Origin of the sequence: uncultured Rothia sp. (assembly GCF_963507905.1) — a bacterium.
Taxonomy (GTDB): Bacteria; Actinomycetota; Actinomycetes; order Actinomycetales; family Micrococcaceae; genus Rothia.
The window spans coordinates 1-22,394 of record NZ_CAUOUU010000018.1 but is presented as its reverse complement, the minus strand read 5'-3'; the positions used below and the strand labels follow the sequence as shown (position 1 = coordinate 22,394).

Genomic DNA, 22,394 nt, shown 5'->3' with positions numbered 1-22,394 from the left:
TAAAGGCGAGATATGTTAGGTGGTTGGGGAGGGAAAAAGGGGAGGAGGAGAGCGCGAGTTTAGCGGCGCACCGGCCAGCGGCCGTCAATGACCTCAGATTCCTTACCCGGCTGCGTACGCAACCACGCCTGGAAGTTCGCCGCCTGCTCCGCCGCCCACTGAACCTGCTGCTCGTGCAACTGGCGCGCATCCACGTTGAGGACCTCGGGGAACTGCTCGGTCAGCTTCACGAGCAGACGCTCCGCCGCAAGGGCATCATCAGCGGACGTGTGCGCATTCTCCAGGGAGACACCGTACTCGGCGGCGAGAACCTCCAGGGTGCGCTTGCCGCGCTTGCGCGGAATCACGTGCTTATGCAGAACGTACGGGTCGAGCACCACACCCGGCGGTAGCTCACCGTTGGCAATATTGTGGCGCAGCATCTCGTGGTGCAGCACCGAAAAATCGTAGGCGGCATTGAACGCAATAATCGGCACGCCGTCAAGGTTCAGCGCACCAATCGCGCCGGCAAGCTCCCACACGACCTCGCGGGCGGGACGGCCGTGCTCACGCGCGTACTCAGTGGTGATACCGTGCACGGCGGCGGCACCGGCAGGAATCTCAACGCCAGGGTCAGCCAGCCACTCGCCACGGCGCACCACATTACCCTGAGGATCCAGCAGAATCAGGGAAGCAGTCACGATGCGGGCGGTGGTGACGTCCACACCGGTGGTTTCAAGGTCAAAAGTGGCGCGCAGGCCGTTCATCCAGGTCATGCTATAAGACTAACCCAGCGGGGCAACGGGCGCGCGCCCGCAGGTCATGCTGCTGTGGATAAGCCCCCCGACAGGGCAGCATATTAAGCCCCGGGAGAGGCATATCAACAGCCGACGAGCCCGAATGACAACCGACAAGGTACAACCGCGCTACAGCCGATAGACTGAAACCATGACAACCCAACTTCTCACCGGCATCCCCGGAACCGGTAAAACCCACCACCTCACCGAACGCGCCCTGCGCTACCTTGCCGATGGCAACGACCCCGCCCGGCTACTCATCCTCGCACCCACCCGCACCGCCGCAACCCGCATGCGAGACACCATCGCCGCATCCAGCGACCGCAGCCTCTCCGTAGCGCCCACCCGCGCCTGGGCAGCATACGCCTTTGACCTGCTCAAACGAGCCCAAACCCGCGGGCTGCTCAGCGGCGTAGAAGGCAACCTCAAACTCCTCTCCGGCCCCGAACAAGACGTCATCATCGGCGAACTACTCGCCAACCACGCCGAAGGCATCGCACCCGGCCCCGCCTGGCCCGACGTACTCCGCGACGCCCTCGCAACCCGCGGATTCCGCCACGAAATCCGCGACTTCTTCGACCGCATGGCAGAATACGACCTCACCGCCGAAGACGTACACGCCCTCGCCACCGAACACAACCAGCCCGCCTGGCACGCCCTCGCCCAACTGCACACCGAATACCGTGCCGTGCGAGCCCTGCGCGCCAAAAACGCCTACGACCCGGCAGTACTCATCAACGACGCCTGCCGACTACTGCTGCGTGCCCCCGAATTCCTCGCCGAAGAACGCCGCCGCTACGACCTGATCCTCATCGACGACGTGCAGGAACTCAGCCCCTCCATCTACCGCCTGCTACGCCTCATCGCCGCAGAAGTCGCCCCCGCAGACGCCGCGCACCTGACCGAAACCCACCCCGACCTCTTCGCTGAAGGCCCCCAGGTTGTCATGACCTACAGCGACGAAGCCGTGGTCCAGGGCTTCCGTGGCGCCCGCCCCGACCTCGTCACCACCTTGCAGGCGAGCTTCCCGAGCATGCGCACCCGCACGCTCACCACCTCGTACCGCCTGCCCGCAATCATGATGCCGCTCGTGGCGGACATTCGCCGCCGCCTGCCGCGCTACACCCGGTTCGTGCCACTCACCCCCGAACAGGAAGGGGGCACGCAGGAGGGGGTAAAGAACGGCGCGCCCGCAACCTTCGGACGCATCAACACCACCCCCGCAGACGAAGCCCTCACCTGGGGCGCCGCCGACGAACCGCTACTGCACCTGGGCGCCGACGGCAAAATCCTCGACCCCGCGCACTACCGCACCGCACCCGCCGGCGTGTATAAGTATGCACTCTCCAGCTCGCAGGACGAGGCGAACCTCATCGCCCAAATGCTGCTCGAAGAACGCATCTACGGCAACCACCCCTACCGCGAGTCCGCCATCATCGTGCGTAGTAGCGCGGACGTGGCGCGCATCCGCCGCGTACTCTCCTCGAACGGTATTCCGTCGCGTACCTCCGCGGCGCTCGTGCCGGTGCGCGACGAGCCTGCCGTACGCCCCTTCCTGGATGCGCTCAGCCTGCTCGTCTACGCCCGCAAGCGCGGCGAGAAGGCGCTTAACCCCGCCGTGCACATGCCCGCGGCAGAAGGCACAGAAGGTGCGGAGGCGGGGGAGCGTGGCGGCTACGAAACGCTCAGCGCAACCGAAGCTGAAGAGCTCATGCGCCGAAGCCTCGACGACGTCATCGCCGAAGAAAGCCGCGCCAACCCCCTCGGCGGCGCGCAGAGCGCCATCACCCTGCTCACCTCCCGGCTCGGTGGCGCATCCAGCATGGACGTGCGACGACTCCGCCAGCAGCTGCGATCCATCGAACTGCAAAGCGGCGGCCACCGCCCCAGCGACGACCTGCTCCTCGGTGCCCTGCTACACCCCGAAACCCTCCCCGAAGAGGGTGTAGGGCGCGCCGTGCACCGCATCGCAGCTGTGCTCTTCGCCGGACGTAAAGCACTCGCCCGCCCCGAATCCACCAGCACCGAAGTGCTCTGGGCGCTCTGGGAAGCCAGCGGCCTCGAAAAGACCTGGGTCGCCCAGTCGCGCGGCGCAGGCCCCGACGCCGATGCCGCCCACCGCAACCTCGACGCCATGATCGGTCTCTTCGAAGCCGCCGACCGCTTTGACGAGCAGATGCGCGGCGCCGGTGCCGAGCAGTTCCTCGACTTCATCGACGCGCAGGACCTGCCCATGGACACCCTCGCCGCCCGCGGCGTCCGCCAAGACGCGGTCGAGATTCTCACCCCCGCACTCGCCGCCGGTCAGTCCTGGCGCACCGTATATGTATGCGGTCTGCAGGAAGGCACCTGGCCCAATACCACCGTGCGCGGCTCCCTGCTGAGCACCGGCGACCTTGTGGACCTGTGCGATGCGCGCCTCCGCCAGCGCGCCCAGCAGGCAGAACAGCAGGCGGGGGAGAGCGAGCAGCCTGTGCCGCCCGCCCGCATCCGCAGTTACCCCGAACGCGTGCGCGACACCCGCCACGACGAGCTGCGCATGTTCGCCGTCGCCGCCACCCGAGCCAGCACCCGCCTCGTGCTCACCGCCGTACGCAATGACGATCAGGCACCCGGCGAGTTCTTCGACTTCGTGCTGCCCAGCGATGCGGTCGGCGACTCCACGGAGGTGCCCATCACCCGCGTGCGCCGCCCCGCTACCCTGCGTTCTCTGGTGGCGGAGCTTCGCCGCACTCTCGTTGAGGAGTCGCTGAACGCGATGCGTGCCGAAGACGCCCAGCAGGAGGACACACAGCAGAACGGCGCGCCAATGCACAACGCGCCGGAAGAGGCGCTCACCCCGGAGGCTTCCGTGTACCGACTCGATGCCGCCTCCCGCACTCTGGCGCGCCTGGCGAATGCGCAGGCGCCCGGCGCCGCTCCCGATGAGTGGTGGGGTCTTCTGCCGCTTTCTAGTACGGAGCTGCTCTTTGCACACAGCCCGGCAGACCACGCTGAACTGGACGAAAACTACGGTGAAGACGGCGAAAGCCACGCCGAAGAGTCTGCCGAAAAGCCGAGCCGCCGCACCATTGCGCTTTCGCCCTCGCGCCTGGAAACCATTCACAGCTCCCCGCTGGACTGGCTGGTTTCCGCCGCCCGCGCAGAAGCTCAGACCGACCTGTCCCGCTCCCTCGGCACGCTCATCCACGCCATCGCCGAAGAGTACCCGACCGGCACCCTCGAAGAGCTCCAAACCGCCCTCGACGAGCGCATTAGCTCCCTCGGCGTGCCCGCCCGCAAGGAGGACGAGACCGACGAAGAGTACCGCGAGCGCGTGCCCTGGGAATCCTACGCCCTCTACGAGCGTGCCAAGCGCATGATTCTGCGCCTGAGCTACTACTACCGTCAGCACATGGGCGACGCCGGCTGGCAGAACCTCGGTGTTGAAGGCTCCTTCTCGGTGCGTGTGCCCGTGCCCTTCGACCCCGCCGGTGAAGTTGGCGAGCTGGATGCACTGCTCACCGGCCGCGTGGACCGCCTCGAAGGTACCGCCCCGGCGGAGGACGGCACCCGCCGCTACGCCATTGTTGACCTGAAAACCGGCAAGTCTAAGCCGACCGGTGCGGAGATGGAGACGCATCCGCAGCTTGCCGCCTACCAGATTGCGGTGGAGGCTGGCACGGGTGAGCAACTGGAGGAGCGTTACCGCGCCGAAGCCGCCGCCCTGGAGGCGGGCGAACCGCTACCGGATGCCCGCCCCCAGGAGCTGGAGTACACCGGCTACACGGGTCGTTCCGGAGGCGCGGCGCTCGTGCAGCTGGGCGCCTCGGGCGTGAACGATGAGAGCAAGACTCGCCTGCAGGTTCAGCCGGCGCTGACGGAGCACGATTCGTGGGCGGCTGAGCTGGTGCAGCATGCCGCGGAGCTGATTGCTGGCTCGCAGGTGCAGGCTCGTCACCGTGAGGGCGGCTACGGGTGCCGCCTGCCGGAGATTTGCCCGATTTGTACGCGCGGTCGCCAGGTGACGCAGCCCTAGTAGTCGCGTACCCCGTTTACTTTCGATATCACTCACCCCGAACCTCCCATGAGAATGATCCATGAGGAAGAGGAAACATGACTGACTCTGGCGCATACGGCGCTACTAACCCCGGTTCTGGCTCCGGCATGCTCACCCCCGCCCAGTGGTGCGAGCACAATAGCTGGCAGCTGCCTAACGGCGTGCTCTTCTCCGCAGAGGCCGCCGGGAACGACCCCGCGCTGAAGCCTACCGGCTACCGCAGTGCCCTTGACATTGCTGAGATGCTCAACGGCGCTGACGGTAAGAAGCCGACCCCCGAGCAGGTCCGCATGATTGAGGCGGATCCCGCCCCGACCCTCGTCATTGCCGGTGCCGGCTCGGGTAAGACCGCGACCATGGTTGACCGCGTGATTTGGCTGGTCGATAACGGTTTTGTGCGCCCCGAAGAGGTGCTGGGCGTGACCTTCACCCGCAAGGCGGCAACCGAGCTACGCAGCCGTATGCGCGCCGGTCTGAACACGCTGCGCCGTAGCCGCCGCGTCGCCCCGACCGATGAGGAACTGCGCGAGGGCATCGCTGACCCGACCGTGCTCACCTACCACTCCTACGCGAATAACCTCGTCAAGGAGTACGGTCTGCGCCTGGGCGTGGAGCAGGACGCACAGATGCTTGGCGATGCGCAGAAGTGGCAGCTTGCCGCGCAGATTGTGCAGTACTGGGAGGGGGAGCTTCCCCTCGATAAGGACGGCGTGCCGGTGTCTGCGGCGACCATGATTAACCAGATGCTGCAACTTTCTGACGAGTGCGCGGAGCACCTGGTGGAGCCGCAACAGGTCATTGACTTCTGCACCGAGCAGCTGGCGGCGTACGCGGCGGTGCCCGATCCGCGCCGTGAGACGAAGACCGAGAAGGACATTCTGAAGGTTCAGCGTCTGCTGTGGAACCGTCGAGTGTACGCGCGTATGGCGATGAGCTACGCCCGCGTGAAGGCGCGCATGCAGGTGCTGGATTTCGGTGACCTGATGCGTTTTGCCGCCCGCATTGCGGAGGCTGACCCGGCGATCCGTGAGGGTGAGCGTGCCCGCTTCAAGGTGGTTCTGCTGGACGAGTTCCAGGACACTTCACACGCGCAGATGAGCTTGTTCTCCTCGATTTACGGCGCCGATGAGGATGCGGGTATCCCGGCGCATCCGGTGATGGCTGTGGGCGACCCGAAGCAGTCGATTTACGGTTTCCGTGGTGCTTCGGATGGTCAGATGTTCAGCTTCTACCGTCATTTCCCGACTGAGCATGTGCAGCCGCTGTTCCTGTCCATTGCGTGGCGTAACGACATTTCGGTGCTGAACGCGGCGAACTACGTGGCGGAGAAGCTGAAGGAGGTTCCCGAGTGGGTGCGTGCCGCCGACGGCGATATTACCGCCGCTCAGGTTCCTGACCTGCGCCCGCGCTGCGCCCTGGTGGGGGAGCCTGGTTCGCCCGCTTTTGAGCAGGCTGCCGCGGGCATGGTGGGGCGCGTTGATTTGACGTACCACGACTCTGACCGCGAGGAGGCTGTGGCTATTGCCGAGCGTATCGCGGCGATGCGTGCGCAGGCGGTGCGCGAGTATGAGCGCGCCTACGCGGCGCATCGTTCCGGTGATGGTTCGGTGCGTCCGCGCCTGAAGATGCCCGAGATTGCGGTGTTGGCGCGTGTGCACGGTCAGCTGGACCCGATTCGTGTGGAGTGCGAGCGTCTGGGCATTCCGGTGCAGCAGGTGGGTTTGGGCGGTTTGCTCTCCCAGCCGGAGGTTGTGGATTTGGTGTCGGCGTTGCGTGTGCTGGCTGATCCGAACCGTTCGGATGCCCTGGCGCGCCTGCTGACGGGTGCGCGTTGGCGTTTGGGCGCGGCGGATATGTTGGCGCTGGGTGATTGGGCGCAGTCGCTGGTGCGTGAGCGTGAGCGTGCCCTGCGTGAGCAGATGGCGTTGCGTATGCTCGCGGAGGCTGAAGACGCCGACGACGCGGCCGCTATCAACCTGCAGGCGGAGCACCTGCGTGCCGCCCAGGAACGCCTGGACGAAACCCTCAAGGGCGCGGTGGAGGATTCCTCCGGCTACGCCTCCCTGATTGAGGCGGTGGAGAACCTGCCGCAGGACGGTGTGGACGGCGAACCCCTCTACGGTGAGCAGTACCGCGGCCGCCGCTTCTCCCCGGCGGCGCTGGAGCGTCTGCGCGCTTTCGCTGAGCAGATGCGCGTGTTGCGTGCCGGTTTGAGCGAGGACTTGGGCACGCTGCTGTACGAGATTGAGCGGACCATGCTACTCGATATTGAGCTGGCGGTCCGCCCGGGTACCGACCCGCTGGGTTCGCGCGCGAACCTGGACGCTTTCCACGAGGTTGCCGCCGCCTACGGCATGTCGGCGCCGCGTATTAACGCGATGATTTACGCCGGTTCTGACGGCGTGAGCGCGGAGGAGGGCGACCCGGGTGCGCGCCGTTTCCTGCTGTCTTCGGGCGGCGTGAGCTACGTGATGGGCTTCCTCGCCTGGCTTGAGCGTGCCGATGATGAGGAGAAGGGCCTGGCGCTGGGAGCCGTGGAGCCTGACCCGAACGCAGTGCAGCTGATGACCATGCACGCCGCGAAGGGTCTGGAGTGGGATCATGTGCTTCTGCCGGGTCTGTGCGGTAGCGCGACCGGCGGGCAGACCCCGAACCTGTGGCAGATGTCGGCTAATGCGGCCCTGCCCTGGCCGATGCGTGGCGACCGCGAGTACCTCCCGTCGATCCTTGAGACTGCGGAGGAGATTACCGCCTTCGAGAAGGCAAAGGATCTGGAAGATTACCTGGGCGAGCATAAAGATGATGCCGCCGAGCACGCCGGCATGGAAGACCGCCGCCTCATGTACGTGGCGATGACCCGTGCCCGTAACCTGCTGGCGTTGAGCGCCTACCGCTGGAAGAGTGCCGCTATGCTCCCTCTGCCGGTGCAGCCCTTCTGGAAGGAGCTGCTGGAGATGCTCTTCAACCCGTTCGTGGGTCTAGATGCGCCCTCTGTACGTTTCGAAGAGACGATGGATACCCCCTGGGCGGCACCGCAGCTGGTGGGTATGGGCCTGTCGTACACGATGCCGAACCCCGCCGATAAGCGCAAGAAGGTGCACCTGAACCATGTGCGCCGCTGGGCTGAGCAGCTGGCTGAGTCGAAGTACCGCCTGGTTGAGCCGGTGACCCTGGTGCACGGTACGGTCGTGGACCCCTCGAACCTGCCGCCCGCCCCCGATGAGACGGCTCTACTGGAGGACCTCGAACTCTACGTAGATGCTGACGAGCTCACCCCCGAGCAGGCGGAGGCGCGCGCAAACGCCCGGGCGACCTACGCCGAGCAGGTGCAACGCTACGCCTGGGCGCTGGTTGAGGTCATGGCTCCCGCCCTCGCGCAGGATTGGCAGCTGGCGGCTCCTTCCGTACGAGCACGCACGGTGGCGGAGAACTGCACCCGCCTGAACCTGCCGGTGCCCGAATGGATCATCGAAGCCACCGAGCGGGAGAAATGGCGTGAGACGCAACCGCCTCAGCCCGGTTTCTCGCCCACGGTGGCGGCGGCACTGCCGATTGAGGTGCGCGGCCAATTCGCTCAGAAGAACTACGAGGACAGGAACCCGAACCTGGGTGCGGTGCTGACCGCCATGTGGCCTTTTGACCCGCTGGAACGCCCCGTAATTTGGCGTTGGGCCTCTGACGACGCTCTCACGCAGGGTACGAAGGAGATGCTTCGCCGCGGCCAGCATGAGCACCTGGAACGTGAGATTGCGATTAACTCCTCGAGCCGTCGCGAGGCGGTGGAGCGTGCCGCCCTGGCGGTGGAGCTCGCCGTCGGCGCGGGTGACGATGACCTGCACCAGAGCGGGGATGTAGCGGGGGAGAGTGCAAGCCATCCTGCATCTGCCATTCCCGAATCCCTGCGCCAGCAGGCGGTGGACTGGGAACGCGAAGCCGACCTGCTTCTGCTCATGATGGGTCAGACCGATCCGGTGCCCAGCAATCAGCTGCCGGGGCACCTGTCCGCATCCACGTTCATCCGCCTGAGCGAGGACCCGCAGGGCACGGTGCATCAGCTGATGCGCCCGGTGCCTCAGCGTCCCTCGCGTGCGGCAACGATTGGTACGGCGGTGCACGCGCTGATTGAGGAGCACTTCGGGGTGGCGCCGAGTGCCGACCCGCTGGAGGCGCCCGACGCGGAGGACACGGTGGGCGTTGACCTGCCGGGTTCCGCTACCGCCTCAGCCGCCTCCACCTCGCCCGCAGACCCCTCTGATTCTGCAAGCCCGGCTGACCTGCAGGAACAGGACGAGTTCACCTTCGAGGACGCCTACGAGGAGTCCGAGAGCGAACTGGAGGCCTCCGTCCAGCGCCTCTGGGAGCGCTTCGCCAACAGCGAGTGGGGCAGCGATGAGTGGAAGGAACGCATCTGGGCGGTCGAGTACCCGGTCGAAACCCACATCGAGGGTCTAAGCCTGCGCGGCCGTATCGACGCGGTGTTCCGCACCGAGGACGAGGACGGCGAACGCTGGGTCCTGGTGGACTGGAAGAGCGGTTCCCGCCCGAAGATGTCGACCATGCAGTCTCGACGCTTCCAGCTGGGCCTGTACCGTATCGCGTTCTCCCGCATTATGGGCGTGGACCCGGAGCGTATCAGCACCGTGTTCGTGTACCTGGGCGGCAAGGGCGTTGCGGAGGTGTGGGATCACCAGATTCGCGGCGGCCTGCCCACGGAGGCGCAGCTGGCGAAGGTGATTCGTGAGGCGCGTAAGGGCTAAGCAACAAGGCTAAGCGGCAAGGCTAGGCGGCGGAGACATGCGCTCGCGCGTTAGCTTGAGCTATTAACCGCATATAGAAAAGCAGCTCACGGAGGCATTACGTCTCGTGAGCTGCTTTTCTGTGTGGACTTTTCGTGTTAACGGCAGAGGACGCCTCGTTACCCCACTGCATTAGGGTAAGAGGCGTCCTCAGCCGCTGAAGAACTATAGAGGTACTTCGTGCCCTCGCACGCTCCGGGAAAGAATCGCGCCGAACGACTGCCGCTCTCGCGACCTCACTCGCGCCGCCGGCGCCCCGTGGGGTTTGCGTGCGTCTTTACTCTCAAACACAACCTCGAAAGTAACTCTATAGATTTCTGCCATCGGTGATTGGTTGCGCGGTGCATGAATCCGGCTCGGGTCTGACATGACCGGTCAGGGTCCCGTCCAATCTGTCTCCCCAATTTATCGCTGCCACGATATCAGCGCTGGTCAGTGCGCTATGGGGAGTGTGTCCGCTGGTATTCTCGCGGCACAGCAAAAGTATTCCAGGAGTTTTTGAAAAAATCTACGGGCAAAAGTTTTTACCCTAAAATGCACTATTTTGAGCATAGTTCAAGGTGAAGTTGAGGCTCTGTGGACTCTCAAAACCAAAAGTTGGTTTTTGTGGGTTTGTGGTGTAATTGCACCAGGGAAATATTGTGAATGGCACCTTTAGCGCACCTTCAAGTCTCAGCCTTAATCTGAGTCATTCATGCACAAAAATGCAAAACCGGTGCTCAAAAGGTGAGGGGAAACACTTAAAGAAATTTTGATAAAAAGCCGTCAAAAGCCCCTCCACTAGCCCTTATAAGCATCATTCCGCCGGTTTGACAGACACTCAGTAGAGCTGATTTCGCCGGGCGCGAGCCAGTGGATATAAAACCCAGCGGATACAGTTCAGCCCCGCAGCGCAGTACTGCGGGGCTGAACTGAAAATCTAGCTGAACCGAAAACCTATGCGGTAAGTAGCAACCTAACAGCTACCCGACCCAATACCTACTCGGTGGGGCCGACTAGCGGGCCGACCTCCTCCTGTCCGAGCAGTTCGCCGGAGGCACGCAGGTCGTCCTGAATGTCCAGGAGCATGGACACTGCGTGGGTTGCGCCGTCGCGGTCGCCAACCTCCACGGTGTGGGTGAGCCACTGGGCGATCGCGAACTCTGCGTAGAAGTTCGCGCGCTGCGCCAGGTAGGCGTCGGGCAGCTGAGGCATCTGCTGGCGGTACACCTCGATGGCCTCGTCGGTGAAGTCGATGTCCTGGCAGGAGTACAGCCAGGCGAAGTCCTGCGCGGGGTCACCCACGTGCACATCGGACCAGCCGGTGACCTCCACGATGCGCGCCTCCGTAGGAGTCACGTGCAGTACGAGGTTCTCTGCGCCCATGTCGCCGTGGACCACACGCGGGCGGAACTGCCACATGGGTCCGGGGGAGAGCACGGTACGCCAGTGCGCGAGCAGGTCGGCGGGCACCTTGCCGGTTGCGGCGGCACGCTCGAGCTCGGCGTTCTTGCGCAGGCGAATCTGCTCCGAAGAGTAGGAGGGCAGGTCGGCTTCGTAAATAATGTCTTCAGGCATCACGTGCAGGGTCGCGATGTCCTTGGCGATGATGGACGCCAGGGAGGGGCGGCCCGCCGCAACTTCGCGGCGGCTCAGCTCGGCGAGCTGGTCCACGTCGTAGATGGTGCCGGGGATGTGCGTGTACACGAACACGTTGCCGCCCGCGTAGGGTACGGTGCCGGCGACGGTGGGTACGGCGAAGGGCAGTCGGGCGCGCAGGCCGGGGCTGAACGACTGCAGGATGAGGTGTTCAGCTTCAAGGCGCATGCTGGCGTCGGGGCGGCGCGGGGCGCGCACTCGCCAGCGGCGACCGGTGGAGTCAGCGATGATTGCCGAGTCGAAGTCGTCGCTGTCTTCGCGGACCGGTTCGGCGCCGACGGGGTAAATCCCGGGCACACCGGCGGAGACAATGGCTGCTAGCTGAAGGGGAGATAAAGTCACGGGTTAAGGTTACCAAACCAATGTGTGCCGTTTAGTAGTTTTTAGGATCTTTATGCCAAGTGGTGAAGATACTTGTGGACAAGCCTAAACGTGCTCGCCTGCGCTGCCCGTTGAGCTTCTACTTGCCCACTCCAAAAGAGGCGGTTCCTCACGCCCTGAACGAAAGCGGCAGCTAAGAAGCCGCGGCGGGTCTGGCGAACACAGGCTGGGATAACACAATCTGGGAGAATACAATGGAAGACCGGCTATCACCGCCTCGCGTGCCCGCGCGCCAGCATACCCGCATGCCCACAGGCCCCGCGCGAGTGCATGCCGCCTGCCCGTACCGCCCGCCTTACTGATGGAGCATTATGACCGCCACACCTCAGCAGCCTCAGCATATGATCTCCGCAGACGATATTCTTGCCGGGCTTGACCCTGATCAGCGTGCGGTCGCCACCGAGCTGGACGGCCCCATGCGCGTTCTGGCGGGTGCCGGTACCGGTAAGACCCGCGCGATTACGCACCGCATCGCCTACGGCATTGCGATCGGTCGCTACCAGGGCCCGCGCGTGCTCGCCCTGACCTTCACCCTGCGCGCGGCGGAGGAGATGCGTACCCGTCTGCACCAGCTGGGTGCGCACGGCGTACAGGCGCGTACCTTCCACTCGGCGGCGCTGCGTCAGCTGGCGTATTTCTGGCCGCAGGTGGTGGGCGGTACGTTCCCGTCCATTGTGCAGAATAAGGCAGCGCTCATTACGGAGGCGGCGAACCGTCTGCGCATCAGCACGGACCGTTCCCTGCTGCGTGATTTGGCGTCGCTGATTGAGTGGGCGAAGGTTCAGCTGCTCACCCCGGACACCATCATGCAGCGTCTGAGTGAGAAGCAGCTGCCCTCGGCGGTTACCCCGCAGAATATGCAGCGTATTTTCCAGGCGTATGAGGATTTGAAGGATGAGCGTAACCTCATCGATTTTGAGGACGTGCTGCTGCTGACCATCGCCATGCTGGAGGAGGACGAGAAGCTCGCTGCGACCGTCCGCAACCAGTACCGCCATTTTGTGGTGGACGAGTACCAGGACGTGTCCCCGCTGCAGCAGCGTCTGCTGGATGTGTGGCTGGGCGGCCGCGACGATATTTGCGTGGTGGGCGATGCCTCCCAGACGATTTACTCTTTTACCGGCGCGACCAGCCGTTACCTGCTGGATTTTGCGCGCCGGTACCGTGGCGCGCATACGGTGAAGTTGACCCGCGACTACCGCTCGCACTCGCAGGTGGTGGAGTTGGCGAACCGTCTGTTGGCGGCGCGCCGTCCGCATCCGGATTCGAGCCCGCATTCGTGGGCGCCGCCGCTGGAGTTGATGTCTCAGCGCGGCCCCGGCGTGGATGTGGAGTGGTTCGGCTATGCCGACGATGAGCAGGAGTCCGCCGGCATTGCCGAGGACATCCGCGACCTGATTGAGAAGGACGGCGTGCCGCCTTCGGAGATTGCGGTGCTGTTCCGCACGAACGCGCAGTCGGCGGCGATTGAGTCTGCGCTGGCTGCCGCCCACATTCCGTACCAGCTGCGTGGCGCGGAGCGTTTCTTTGAACGCCCCGAGGTCAAGCAGGCGATGCTTGCCCTGCGCGGTTCGGCGAAGTCCACGGACGGTACCGAGGACGTCACCCGCTACACCCGCGATGTTCTCGGCGGCCTCGGCTATAAGGAGGAAGGCCCCCTTTCGGGAGGCGCCACCCGCCAGAAGTGGGAGTCCCTCGCCGCCCTGGTGCACATGGTGGACATTATGGCGCAGAACCGCCAGGAGCAGCTTCAGGAGCACCGCGCGAACCCGCGCCCGGGCGTGCCCGAGCCGCTACCTTTGACCATGCACGAGGTCGTGGCGACCCTGAACCACCGTAGCGAATTCAACGACGCACCGCAGGTCAACGGCGTAACCCTCGCCTCCCTGCACGCGGCTAAGGGCCTGGAGTGGGACGCCGTGTTCCTGTGCGGCCTGAACGAGGGCCTCATGCCCATTACTTTCGCGACCACCCCGGACGAGGTGGATGAGGAGCGCCGCCTGCTGTACGTGGGCATTACGCGCGCCCGCAAGTACCTGTGGCTGACCTGGACGATGACCCGCACCGTGGGTGGTCGCGGTCAGCGTAAGCGTTCGCGTTTCCTGGACGATATTGATCCGGCGAAGCGCCGCCGCAGGGCTGAGAGCGCCGGCTCGTCGTATAGCCAGGCTCGCTCGGCTCAGACTCGCCGTTCGTCGAAGGGAAGAGGAGATTATGGCTCAGCGTTTTAAGCGTGAGATTCTGCCCGCCACCGAGGACCGCCCGCAGATTGAGCTGGTCCGCTCGGCGCGCCGCACCCGCACCATCAGCATGCAACGCGACGGTGTGGATGAGCACGGCAACCCCGCCTACCGCCTGCTCATTCCCGCCGCGAGCACGAGTGAAGAGATTGACGAGCATATTGCCCGCCTGTTGCCGCGCATTCAGCGTCGTGCCGCCCGCCGTGAGCGTGCCACGCAGCTGACGGTCACGGACGAGTACCTGCGCTCCCGCGCCCTGCACCTGGCGCAGAAGAACCTGCCGGAGCTGGTTGCCTCGGGCAGGCTGGAGAAGCTGTCGATTCGCTGGGTGAGCAATCAGCGTCAGCGCTGGGGCTCGGCAACCTACGCGAATACGCAGATCCGCATCTCCTCGGAGCTGCAGGGCGTACCCGAGTACGTGCTGGATTCGGTGATTCACCACGAGCTTTGCCACCTGCTGCAGCCGAATCATTCGGCGGCGTTCCGTGCCCTGGAGGCGCGTTACCCGCAGCTACTGCGGGCGCAGGCCTACCTGGAGGGGTACGCGCTGGGGCGCTCGCGGGCTGAAGATGAACGAGGCGAGCGCGGCGAAAACAGCGCCGGCTAAAACAGACTCAAAAACCTATCAACTAGCCAAAACACTCGAGCGGGGGTGGCTTGTACATTCACAAGCCACCCCCGCTCGACTGTCAGCTATTTACTTTCGCCGCTCAGTTTTACTTTGCTCAGCTTTACTTCGCTCAGCTCTATTTTTCTTCGGGTGCGTCGCCGAAGCCGCCGTCCAGCAGCTTCTGCAGCTCCGAGTCGAAGTCCACGTCGTCCAGGCTGATTTCGTTCATGCGCGCATCGTATGCGGTGAAGTCTTCCAGCTCGGCGGGGGTGGGCAGGGTCTCCGGGGTATCCCAGAGGCCGTCGCGTGCCTCAATGCCGTGGGAGTTTTCGTACCAGCGCCAGAACTGCTGTGCTTCACGCACCAGGCGCGGGCGCAGTTCCAAGCCGACCAGGTTCTCGAAGACCTGCTCGCTGGGGCCGCCGTCGATGCGGCGGCGTGCCATGATTTCGGTCAGCTGCGGTGCCTTGGGCAGGTTGCGGGTCGCGTCCTCGGTTACGACGGATACCCAGCCTTCGATGAGGGCGAGCAGACCTTCCAGGCGCTGTACCGCCAGTTCCTGGTCTTCGGTGCGCTGGGGGCTGAACATGCCGCCTTCGAATGCTTCCTGTACGGCGTCGGGGTTGCTCATGTCCACCTGGGATGCGGCGTCCTGCATGCGGTTCATGTCCACGCGGATGCCGCGGGCGTAGCGCGCCACGAGCTGAACCAGGTCTTCACGCAGCCAGGGGTTTGCCTTGTGCAGGCGGATCAGCGCGGATTCACGCACGGCAAGGTAGAGCAGGACCTCCTGCGGTGGCACCTCGATACTGTCGGCGAGCTGCTGATAGCCGTTGGGTAGCAGAGCGGAGGAACCGGGCGCGAGGGGGAAGCCCACGTCGGTGGAGGAGTACACTTCACCGGCGAGCTGCGCGAGCGCCTGCGCCATCTGCGCACCAAAAATCACGGAACCAATGTTGTTCAAGAAGCCGCTGTTGAGAATCTGCGAGATCTCTTCGGGTACGTCTTCGGGTGCGCCGGGCATGACCATGGACTGGGTGACTTCGGCTGCGACCGGCTCGACCATTTCGCGCCAGGAGTCGAAGGAATGCTCAACCCATTCCGCCTTGGACCATGCCTGCACCGGGTGGTTGTGGCGTTCCACGGTGGTCACTGCGTCCAGCCAGAGGTCGGCGAGATTCGCCGCGTCTTCTACGGCACGCTTGAGGTTTTCGGGTACGGAGGGGTCTTCGCCCATGGATGCGAGCATCTGGCGGGTCTGGTTCTTCACGTTATCCCAGTTCACGCCGCTGGGGCTGTCGGATGCGCCCGCGCCGGAGAACATTGCCTGTACCTGCGCGAACATGCTCTGCATCATGGCGGGGTCGAAGCTCATGCCCATGTTCTTCAGGTCTTCGGGGTCGATGCTGATGCCGAAGGGGTTCTGGCCGCCTTCGCCGAAGAGCGCGCCGAAGGGGTTCTGTGCGTTGGAGGCGCCCTTGCCGCCCTGGCCGGTTGCCCCTGCGGAGGGGTCGAAGCCCTGCTCCTGCATCTTCTTAAGGAATTCTTCGAGGGGGTCGCGCTCGTTGGAGGCGCCGCCGGTGGGGTTCTCAGACATGTGAAGCCTTTCGTAATCCGGGGGTGGGCGTAGCTGGCCCGCTCGCTGTCCAGCCTACCGATTTTTGCTGAGAATTTCCCGCGCCACCGCTGTGGATGCGGCTTAATCAGCTGAGGGCTCACAAGCTTGTCTCTGGCGCCGGGGTTTGGGAGCTTTTTCGTGCCGCTGTAACCTCGGGGTGCTGACACAGTGCGGCGGGGGCAAGAGCGGGGGCAAGAGAGTAAACGCCCCGTGGTTGCTCTATTTTTAGCTGGGTGAGGGTGCCCGCGCGCGTGTTGAAAAGTAGGTTTATCCGGTACTGTAGAAACCATGACTAAGTCCACCCCCGATGCTGAGCAGCAGCCGAACGCCGCCTCCGCGAGCGTGAAGAGTAATGAGAAGGCGGCTAAGCGCCGTTCGCGTTTTGCGCCGCGCCGTGTGAACCTGCGTTCGGTGAGCGCTGTGGCGACGTGCGCCCTGCTGGCTGGTGCTTTTGTGCTGCCCAGCTCCTATGTGAAGGAGGGCCCCGGCCCTCTCTTTGACGTGCTCGGAACCTACCAGGAGAAGGACGTCATTGAGGTCTCGGGTGCGCCGAGCTATAAGACGTTCGGCAAGATGAACATGACCACGGTGTCGGTTTCGGGTGGCCCGTACACGGAGCTGTCTGGAGCGGAGGCGTTCTACGGCTGGTTGGCGTTTGACGGTAACCGCAGCCTCGTGGTGCCGACCGATGCCCTGTACCCGCACGTGAGCCATGAGCAGGCGACGGCGGCGACCGGCGCGCAGATGGCTGATTCACAGACTCAGGCGAAGGTCGCGGCGATGCGTCAGCTGAAGATGGCGGTGACCGAGAAGGTTCAGGTGCTTTCCACGGTGGAGGGTTCCCCGGCGGCGAGCGCGCTGAAGGCTGATGACCGCATCGTGAAGGTGGGGGAGAAGCAGATTGAGACCCTCACCGATGTTCCGAAGGCGGTAAACGCCTCGAACGGCTCGCCGATTGATGTGACCGTGGAACGTGGCGGCAAGCAGCAGACATTCAAGCTGACCCCGGTTCGTTCCAGTGACGATAGCCGCTGGATTCTGGGCGCGGGTTTGAAGCAGAGCTATGACCTGCCGGCACACGTGCAGTACAACCTGGACGGTGTGGGCGGCCCGAGCGCGGGTCTGATGCTGGCGCTGGGCACGGTCGATAAGCTGAGCGAGGGTACTTTGCTCGCCGATGAGGATGCCGGAGGCGACCCGTACCGCAGCTACATTTCGGGTACCGGCACGATTGATGCGAACGGTAAGGTCGGCGCAATTGGCGGCATTAAGTACAAGATTTTGGCGACGGGCCGTTACGGTGCGCGCTACTTCTTGGCACCGAAGGAGAACTGCGATTCGATTGTGAAGATGCAGGCTGAGGACCCGGCACTGTTCAACTACTATCACGCAGGCCAGGTCAAGGGCGAGATGGTGGTAATCCCTGTCTCAACCCTGGATGAGGCGGTGAAGACGGTGGAGGCGATTAAGTCCGGCACCCCGGATGATTCCCTGCCCCGCTGCGGCTCCTAACGTAACGTTTCTCTCCGCGAGGTTCTCACCCGTATAGCGTAGAAGTCAGCCCCGGTACATGCGGTACCGGGGCTGTTCTGCGCCCTATTCTCTGTCCTCGTCTGCGTCTCCGTAATCCTCGCCAGCACCTCTCACCTCAGCATTTCGCATCCCAAAACCTCTCAACCCGGTCATATTTCGCCCCGAGCTTCTACGAGGTTCTGCCCTTCCGCGTTACCTCTGAGATACTTAAAGGCAGTTATTTTCTCTGAACGTATGATGAGCGAGGAATTGTGTCTGAGTCGACCAATAACACCGCGCATCCCAAGCCGAAGAAGTCAACGCCTAAGCGTCGTAGCCCCCTGAGGGTGACGATTGCTGTGGTGGCGGTGCTCATTGCTGCTTTTGTGGGTGCGTCCCAGGTGTACACGGACTGGCTGTGGTTTGATCAGCTGGGTTATAGCACCGTGTTCACTACCCAGATTTTGTTGAAGGCAGCCGTGTTTGTGGTGGCTGCCGTGGTGATTGCTGTGCCGCTGTGGGCTTCGATGTCCTACGCGGTCCGTCATGCTGATGTGGCGCCGGCGTCCGAGAAGAAGCCGCAGGAGGCGCCGAACCCGAATCAGAGCGTGCCGACGAGCGGCACGGATGCTGCCGAGCAGATGCTGCGTGACGTGTTTGGTCAGCAGCGTGCTGAGGAGAGCATGCGCCGCTACCACGAGAGCGTGGATAAGGCGCGTAAGGTTCTGCTGATTGTGGTTCCGCTGCTGTTGGGTCTGTTCATTGCTTCGGCGACGATGACTCAGTGGAGCACCGTCGCGCTGTTCTTCAACCAGCAGTCCTTCGGTAAGACTGACCCGGAGTTTGGCCTGGATTACGGTTTCTTCCTGTTTGCGTTGCCGTTCTTCCGTATGGTGGTGACTCTGGTGACTTCCGCTGTGGTGCTGTCGGCGCTCGCGGGCCTGTTCATGCACTACTTCTACGGCGGTATTAAGGTGCAGCCCGGTGGTGTGAGTACCACGTCGGCATTCCGCCGTCACGCTGCGATTGTGGTGGCTGTGTTTTTGCTGACTCGTGCGGTGAGCTTCTGGTTGGACCGCTATTCGTCGACTCAGCAGCAGGTGGGCCGTTGGGCTGGTGCGATGTACACGGATGTGAACTCGTCGATTCCGGTGAACGCTATTTTGGCGATTTCTGCGTTGCTGGTGGCTGTTATGTTCGTGGTGGCGGCTTCGATGAATCGTTGGCGTCTGCCGCTGATTAGCACCGCGATGCTGGTGATTGTTGCTCTGGTTGCTGGCGGCCTGTACCCGTGGATTGTTCAGCGTTTCCAGGTGGTTCCGAATGAGCAGGGTGCTCAGGCGAAGTTCATTCAGCGCAATATTGATGCGACCCGTTACGCGTACGGTCTGGACAAGATTGAAACCACCCCGTATGACGCGACGATTGATACCCGTGCCGGTGCGTTGAGCTCTTCGAGTGCAACCATTGCGAATATTCGTCTGCTGGATCCGAACGTTGTGTCCTCGGCGTTTGCACAGATGCAGCAGTTCCGTCCGTACTACCGTTTTGATTCGCAGCTGTCGGTCGACCGCTATGCGGTGGGTAACACCACGCAGGATACGGTGTTGGCGGCTCGTGAGCTGAACCCGGCGCAGACGAACGGTGATTCTTGGTATAACCGCCACGTGGTGTACACCCACGGTTACGGTGTGATTGCCGCGTACGGTAACCAGGTGGATTCTGCGGGTAACCCGAAGTTCTTGCAGTCCGGCATTAAGGCGACCGGTACTCTGAGCGAGGATTATGAGCCGCGTATTTACTTTGGCATGAGCTCGCCGGAGTATTCGATTGTGGGCGGTAAGGGCGACACCCTGGAGCTGGACCGTCCGCTTTCTGCTGAGGAGACCAACTCCTCCGACGCGAAGTACACTTTCGCCGGTTATGGTGGTCCTCGCGTTGATTCGATGCTGGCCCGTATCTCGTATGCGATTAAGTTCCAGTCTTCTGACATTCTGCTGTCGGATGCGGTGCGTGAGGGTTCGCAGATTCTGTACGAACGCAACCCGCTCGATCGTGTGCGTAAGGTGGCGCCGTACCTGAGCGTGGATTCTAAGCCGTACCCGGCGATTGTGAATAACCGCGTGCAGTGGATCGTGGATGCTTACACTACGAGCGATCAGTTCCCCTACGCGCAGGGTAGCTCCCAGGATGCGGCAACCGCTGCGGGTGCTCAGCGTTCTAACTCGGTGAACTACATCCGTAACTCGGTGAAGGCTACCGTGGACGCGTATGACGGTTCGGTAACCCTGTACGCGTGGGATGAGGAGGATCCGGTGCTGAAGGCGTGGCAGGGCGTTTTCCCTGGCACGGTGAAGAGCTACCGTGAGATGAACGCTTCGCTGATGAGCCACGTGCGTTACCCGACTGACATGTTCAATGTTCAGCGCACCATGCTGAACAAGTACCACGTGACGAACGCGAATAGCTTCTACGCCGGTGACGATGTCTGGTCAATTCCGAACGACCCGACCAATGATCGTAACCAGCCGATTTCGCCCTACTACCTGTCCCTGCAGATGCCCGGTGATTCTCGTGCGCACTTCTCGTTGACGACTACGTTCATTCCTCAGCAGAGCGATTCGAACTCTCGTAACGTGATGTACGGCTTCCTTGCCGCTAATGGTGATGCCGGTACAGGTAAGGACGGCGAGCGTAGCCCCGATTACGGCAAGCTGCGTCTGCTGGAGTTGCCGCGTTCTTCGGTGGTTCCCGGCCCGGGTCAGGCTCAGAACATTTTCAACTCTGATGCTGAGGTGTCGAACCAGCTGAACCTGCTACGCCGCGGTTCGTCTGAGGTTATTAACGGCAATATGCTGACTCTGCCGGTGGGCGGCGGCATGCTGTACGTTCAGCCGGTGTACGTGCAGTCGAGCGGTGACGCTAAGTACCCGCGTCTGCAGCGTGTGCTGGTGAGCTTCGGCGATAAGGTCGGTTTCGCTCCGACTCTGGAGGAGGCGCTGAACCAGGTGTTCGGTGGCTCTTCGGGTGCGAAGCTGGACGGTTCGGCGGCGGCTAGCCCCTCGGCTTCTGCTTCTGGTTCTTCGGGTGCCTCGGGCGCTTCGAGCGGAGGTTCTTCGGCTTCGCAGTCTTCGGAGCTGAAGCAGGCTCTGACGGATGCCTCGAAGGCGATGACCGATGCTGATGCGGCGATGAAGAAGGGCGACTGGGCTGCCTACGGTGAGGCTCAGAAGCGTCTGGAGGCAGCCGTGAAGAAGGCTCTGGAGGCTGAGGAGGCGCAGAGCGCGGCTTCTGCTAAGGCTTCTGCTTCGGCAGCGCCCAGTGCCTCTGCAGCTCCCAGCGCCTCTGCAGCTCCGAGCGCCGCGGCTTCTGCGAGTGCCCCCGCAAGCGCGAAGCCCAGTACCAGTGCCAGCGCCTCGGCTTCTCGCTAAGACTAAGAGGTTAAACCTAAGAGACAGCGGGGGAGTAGCCCATACCGGATGCTCACGGGTCTAGCGTCCTCGCTCTAGACCCGGAGCCTGCGCTGGGTATGGCTCCTGCCGGCTAGCTCTAGCGGTCTCTGCGGGAACGTCTCTAAGGGGAACGTCTCTAAGGGGAACGTCTCGGCGGGAACGGGGTGGAAGTGACTCACTTCCACCCCGTTCCCGTACGTTCTGCCCCCTAGCATTACCCCCCCGGCACTACCCCCCCTGGCACTGCCCCGTAGCCCTATTTCTATCCAACTGCTTTCTACCCACAGCCCCTATTTTTGTGTGCTTGGTTACAAATTGCGTTTTTGGCTTGCATGCCCGGTTTGGAGTCTGTATAGTTATATGAGTCGCCGCGGGGTGGAGCAGTTCGGTAGCTCGCCGGGCTCATAACCCGGAGGTCGCAGGTTCAAATCCTGTCCCCGCAACCAGAAAAACCCGGTATCTCAACGAAAAGTCGCTGAGATACCGGGTTTTGTTTTGCCCTGACGAGACCGAATCCCTATGTTATTCCCTACCTTTCAGCCAAACTCAGGCCCGTCGTCGAGGTGGGGGGAGGGGGGACTATCACCCAACATCGAGGACTATCATCCAACGCCCCTTCGGGGCGTATGACTATCTTCGCTCGTGCATGATCTCGTGGGAGGGAGGTTGCAGAGGAGGATTTTCACCGCCTAATCGGCGTTGATACCGGCTGTTTACCGCCTGAAAATGCAAAAGCGGTATAGCATTTTCCCTCGTATCTCAACCGAATCCCAACCCTTTACCGCCTTCACCGCCTAAAACCGAAAACTTTTATATATACACACGCATATGTAGGAAGATGAACACTCGCGTGTACACTTTTTAGAAATTAGGCGGTAGAGGCGGCAATACACCATGTTTTGACTGATATACCAACGTTTTCGATATACCGCTTAGCCTCAAACAGGCGGTAACTAAGCGGTGAAAGAGTAGCGTCCCGCATAGTGGTGTAACCGTGTGGTGATCGGCCCGTTGCTTGTGATGGGTGCGGTCACCGTGTGATCCTTCGAGAAAGCTCTTCTACTTCTGACTCGAAATGATTTGGAGGCACAACGATGACCGCTCCTCATATTATCGACCCTGCTGGCATGCTTGGCGAGGCGTTGTCCCAGGCATCCCCAGATTTGATGCGTTCCTTGCTCCAGCACGTCATTAACGCGTTGCTATCAGCGGACGCTGATGCGGTGTGCGGGGCCCAGTGGGGTCAACAAGATCCGCAGCGTCACACCAGGCGCAACGGGTATCGCCACCGGCCCTTGGACACCAGGGTCGGCACCATTGACGTGGCGATCC

At 62.8% G+C, this 22,394-nt stretch carries 10 protein-coding genes and 1 tRNA gene; 8 read left to right on the top strand and 3 right to left on the bottom strand.

Annotation, left to right across the window (positions count from 1 at the left end; genetic code table 11):
- Positions 1-59 precede the first annotated feature (59 nt).
- Positions 60-755, bottom strand: a complete 696-nt coding sequence (locus tag RQ593_RS09055; RefSeq protein WP_311450436.1) for a 3'-5' exonuclease — start codon at positions 753-755, stop codon at positions 60-62.
- Positions 756-927: 172 nt separating this feature from the next.
- Here RQ593_RS09055 and RQ593_RS09050 point away from each other — a divergent pair, with 172 nt between their 5' ends.
- On the top strand, positions 928-4,794 hold the full coding sequence (locus RQ593_RS09050; RefSeq protein ID WP_311450435.1) for a PD-(D/E)XK nuclease family protein: 3,867 nt from the start codon (positions 928-930) through the stop codon (positions 4,792-4,794).
- 77 nt (positions 4,795-4,871) lie between these two features.
- Entirely contained in the window at positions 4,872-9,572 is a 4,701-nt protein-coding gene (locus RQ593_RS09045) for an ATP-dependent DNA helicase (protein WP_311450434.1), read from the top strand.
- 1,017 nt (positions 9,573-10,589) lie between these two features.
- On the opposite strand, the gene RQ593_RS09040 is transcribed toward RQ593_RS09045, so the two are convergent.
- A complete protein-coding gene (locus RQ593_RS09040; protein WP_311450433.1) occupies positions 10,590-11,591 on the bottom strand; it encodes a phosphotransferase in 1,002 nt (333 codons plus the stop codon).
- Positions 11,592-11,941: 350 nt separating this feature from the next.
- Here RQ593_RS09040 and RQ593_RS09035 point away from each other — a divergent pair, with 350 nt between their 5' ends.
- Both RQ593_RS09035 and RQ593_RS09030 read left to right on the top strand, forming a co-directional pair.
- The gene (locus RQ593_RS09035; RefSeq protein ID WP_311450432.1) at positions 11,942-13,861 is read left to right on the top strand and encodes an ATP-dependent helicase; all 1,920 of its coding nucleotides are present in this window, start codon (positions 11,942-11,944) and stop codon (positions 13,859-13,861) included.
- Positions 13,845-14,477 (top strand): M48 family metallopeptidase, encoded by a 633-nt coding sequence (locus tag RQ593_RS09030; RefSeq protein ID WP_311450431.1) that lies wholly within the window; start codon positions 13,845-13,847, stop codon positions 14,475-14,477. Before RQ593_RS09035 ends, RQ593_RS09030 begins: the two co-directional genes overlap by 17 nt.
- A gap of 139 nt (positions 14,478-14,616) precedes the next feature.
- Here RQ593_RS09030 and RQ593_RS09025 read toward each other — a convergent pair whose 3' ends face one another.
- A complete protein-coding gene (locus RQ593_RS09025; RefSeq protein WP_311450430.1) occupies positions 14,617-16,077 on the bottom strand; it encodes a zinc-dependent metalloprotease in 1,461 nt (486 codons plus the stop codon).
- A gap of 309 nt (positions 16,078-16,386) precedes the next feature.
- Between RQ593_RS09025 and RQ593_RS09020 the strand changes: the two genes are divergently transcribed.
- The 4 genes from RQ593_RS09020 to RQ593_RS09005 all read left to right on the top strand — a co-directional run.
- Positions 16,387-17,610 (top strand): PDZ domain-containing protein, encoded by a 1,224-nt coding sequence (locus tag RQ593_RS09020; protein ID WP_297606208.1) that lies wholly within the window; start codon positions 16,387-16,389, stop codon positions 17,608-17,610.
- A 272-nt stretch (positions 17,611-17,882) separates the two neighbouring features.
- Positions 17,883-21,041, top strand: a complete 3,159-nt coding sequence (locus RQ593_RS09015) for a UPF0182 family protein (RefSeq protein WP_311450429.1) — start codon at positions 17,883-17,885, stop codon at positions 21,039-21,041.
- A 390-nt stretch (positions 21,042-21,431) separates the two neighbouring features.
- Positions 21,432-21,508 (top strand) — tRNA-Met (locus RQ593_RS09010).
- 648 nt (positions 21,509-22,156) lie between these two features.
- Positions 22,157-22,394, top strand: a 238-nt coding sequence (locus RQ593_RS09005; protein WP_311450428.1) for a transposase, incomplete at its 3' end; no start/stop codon positions are given.

Coding starts and splice junctions, on each gene's coding strand:
- RQ593_RS09055 (WP_311450436.1), bottom strand. CDS start 755: ATGACCTGGATGAACGGCCTGCGCGCCACTTTTGACCTTGAAACCACC.
- RQ593_RS09030 (WP_311450431.1), top strand. CDS start 13,845: ATGGCTCAGCGTTTTAAGCGTGAGATTCTGCCCGCCACCGAGGACCGC.
- RQ593_RS09020 (WP_297606208.1), top strand. CDS start 16,387: ATGACTAAGTCCACCCCCGATGCTGAGCAGCAGCCGAACGCCGCCTCC.
- RQ593_RS09035 (WP_311450432.1), top strand. CDS start 11,942: ATGACCGCCACACCTCAGCAGCCTCAGCATATGATCTCCGCAGACGAT.
- RQ593_RS09025 (WP_311450430.1), bottom strand. CDS start 16,077: ATGTCTGAGAACCCCACCGGCGGCGCCTCCAACGAGCGCGACCCCCTC.
- RQ593_RS09045 (WP_311450434.1), top strand. CDS start 4,872: ATGACTGACTCTGGCGCATACGGCGCTACTAACCCCGGTTCTGGCTCC.
- RQ593_RS09050 (WP_311450435.1), top strand. CDS start 928: ATGACAACCCAACTTCTCACCGGCATCCCCGGAACCGGTAAAACCCAC.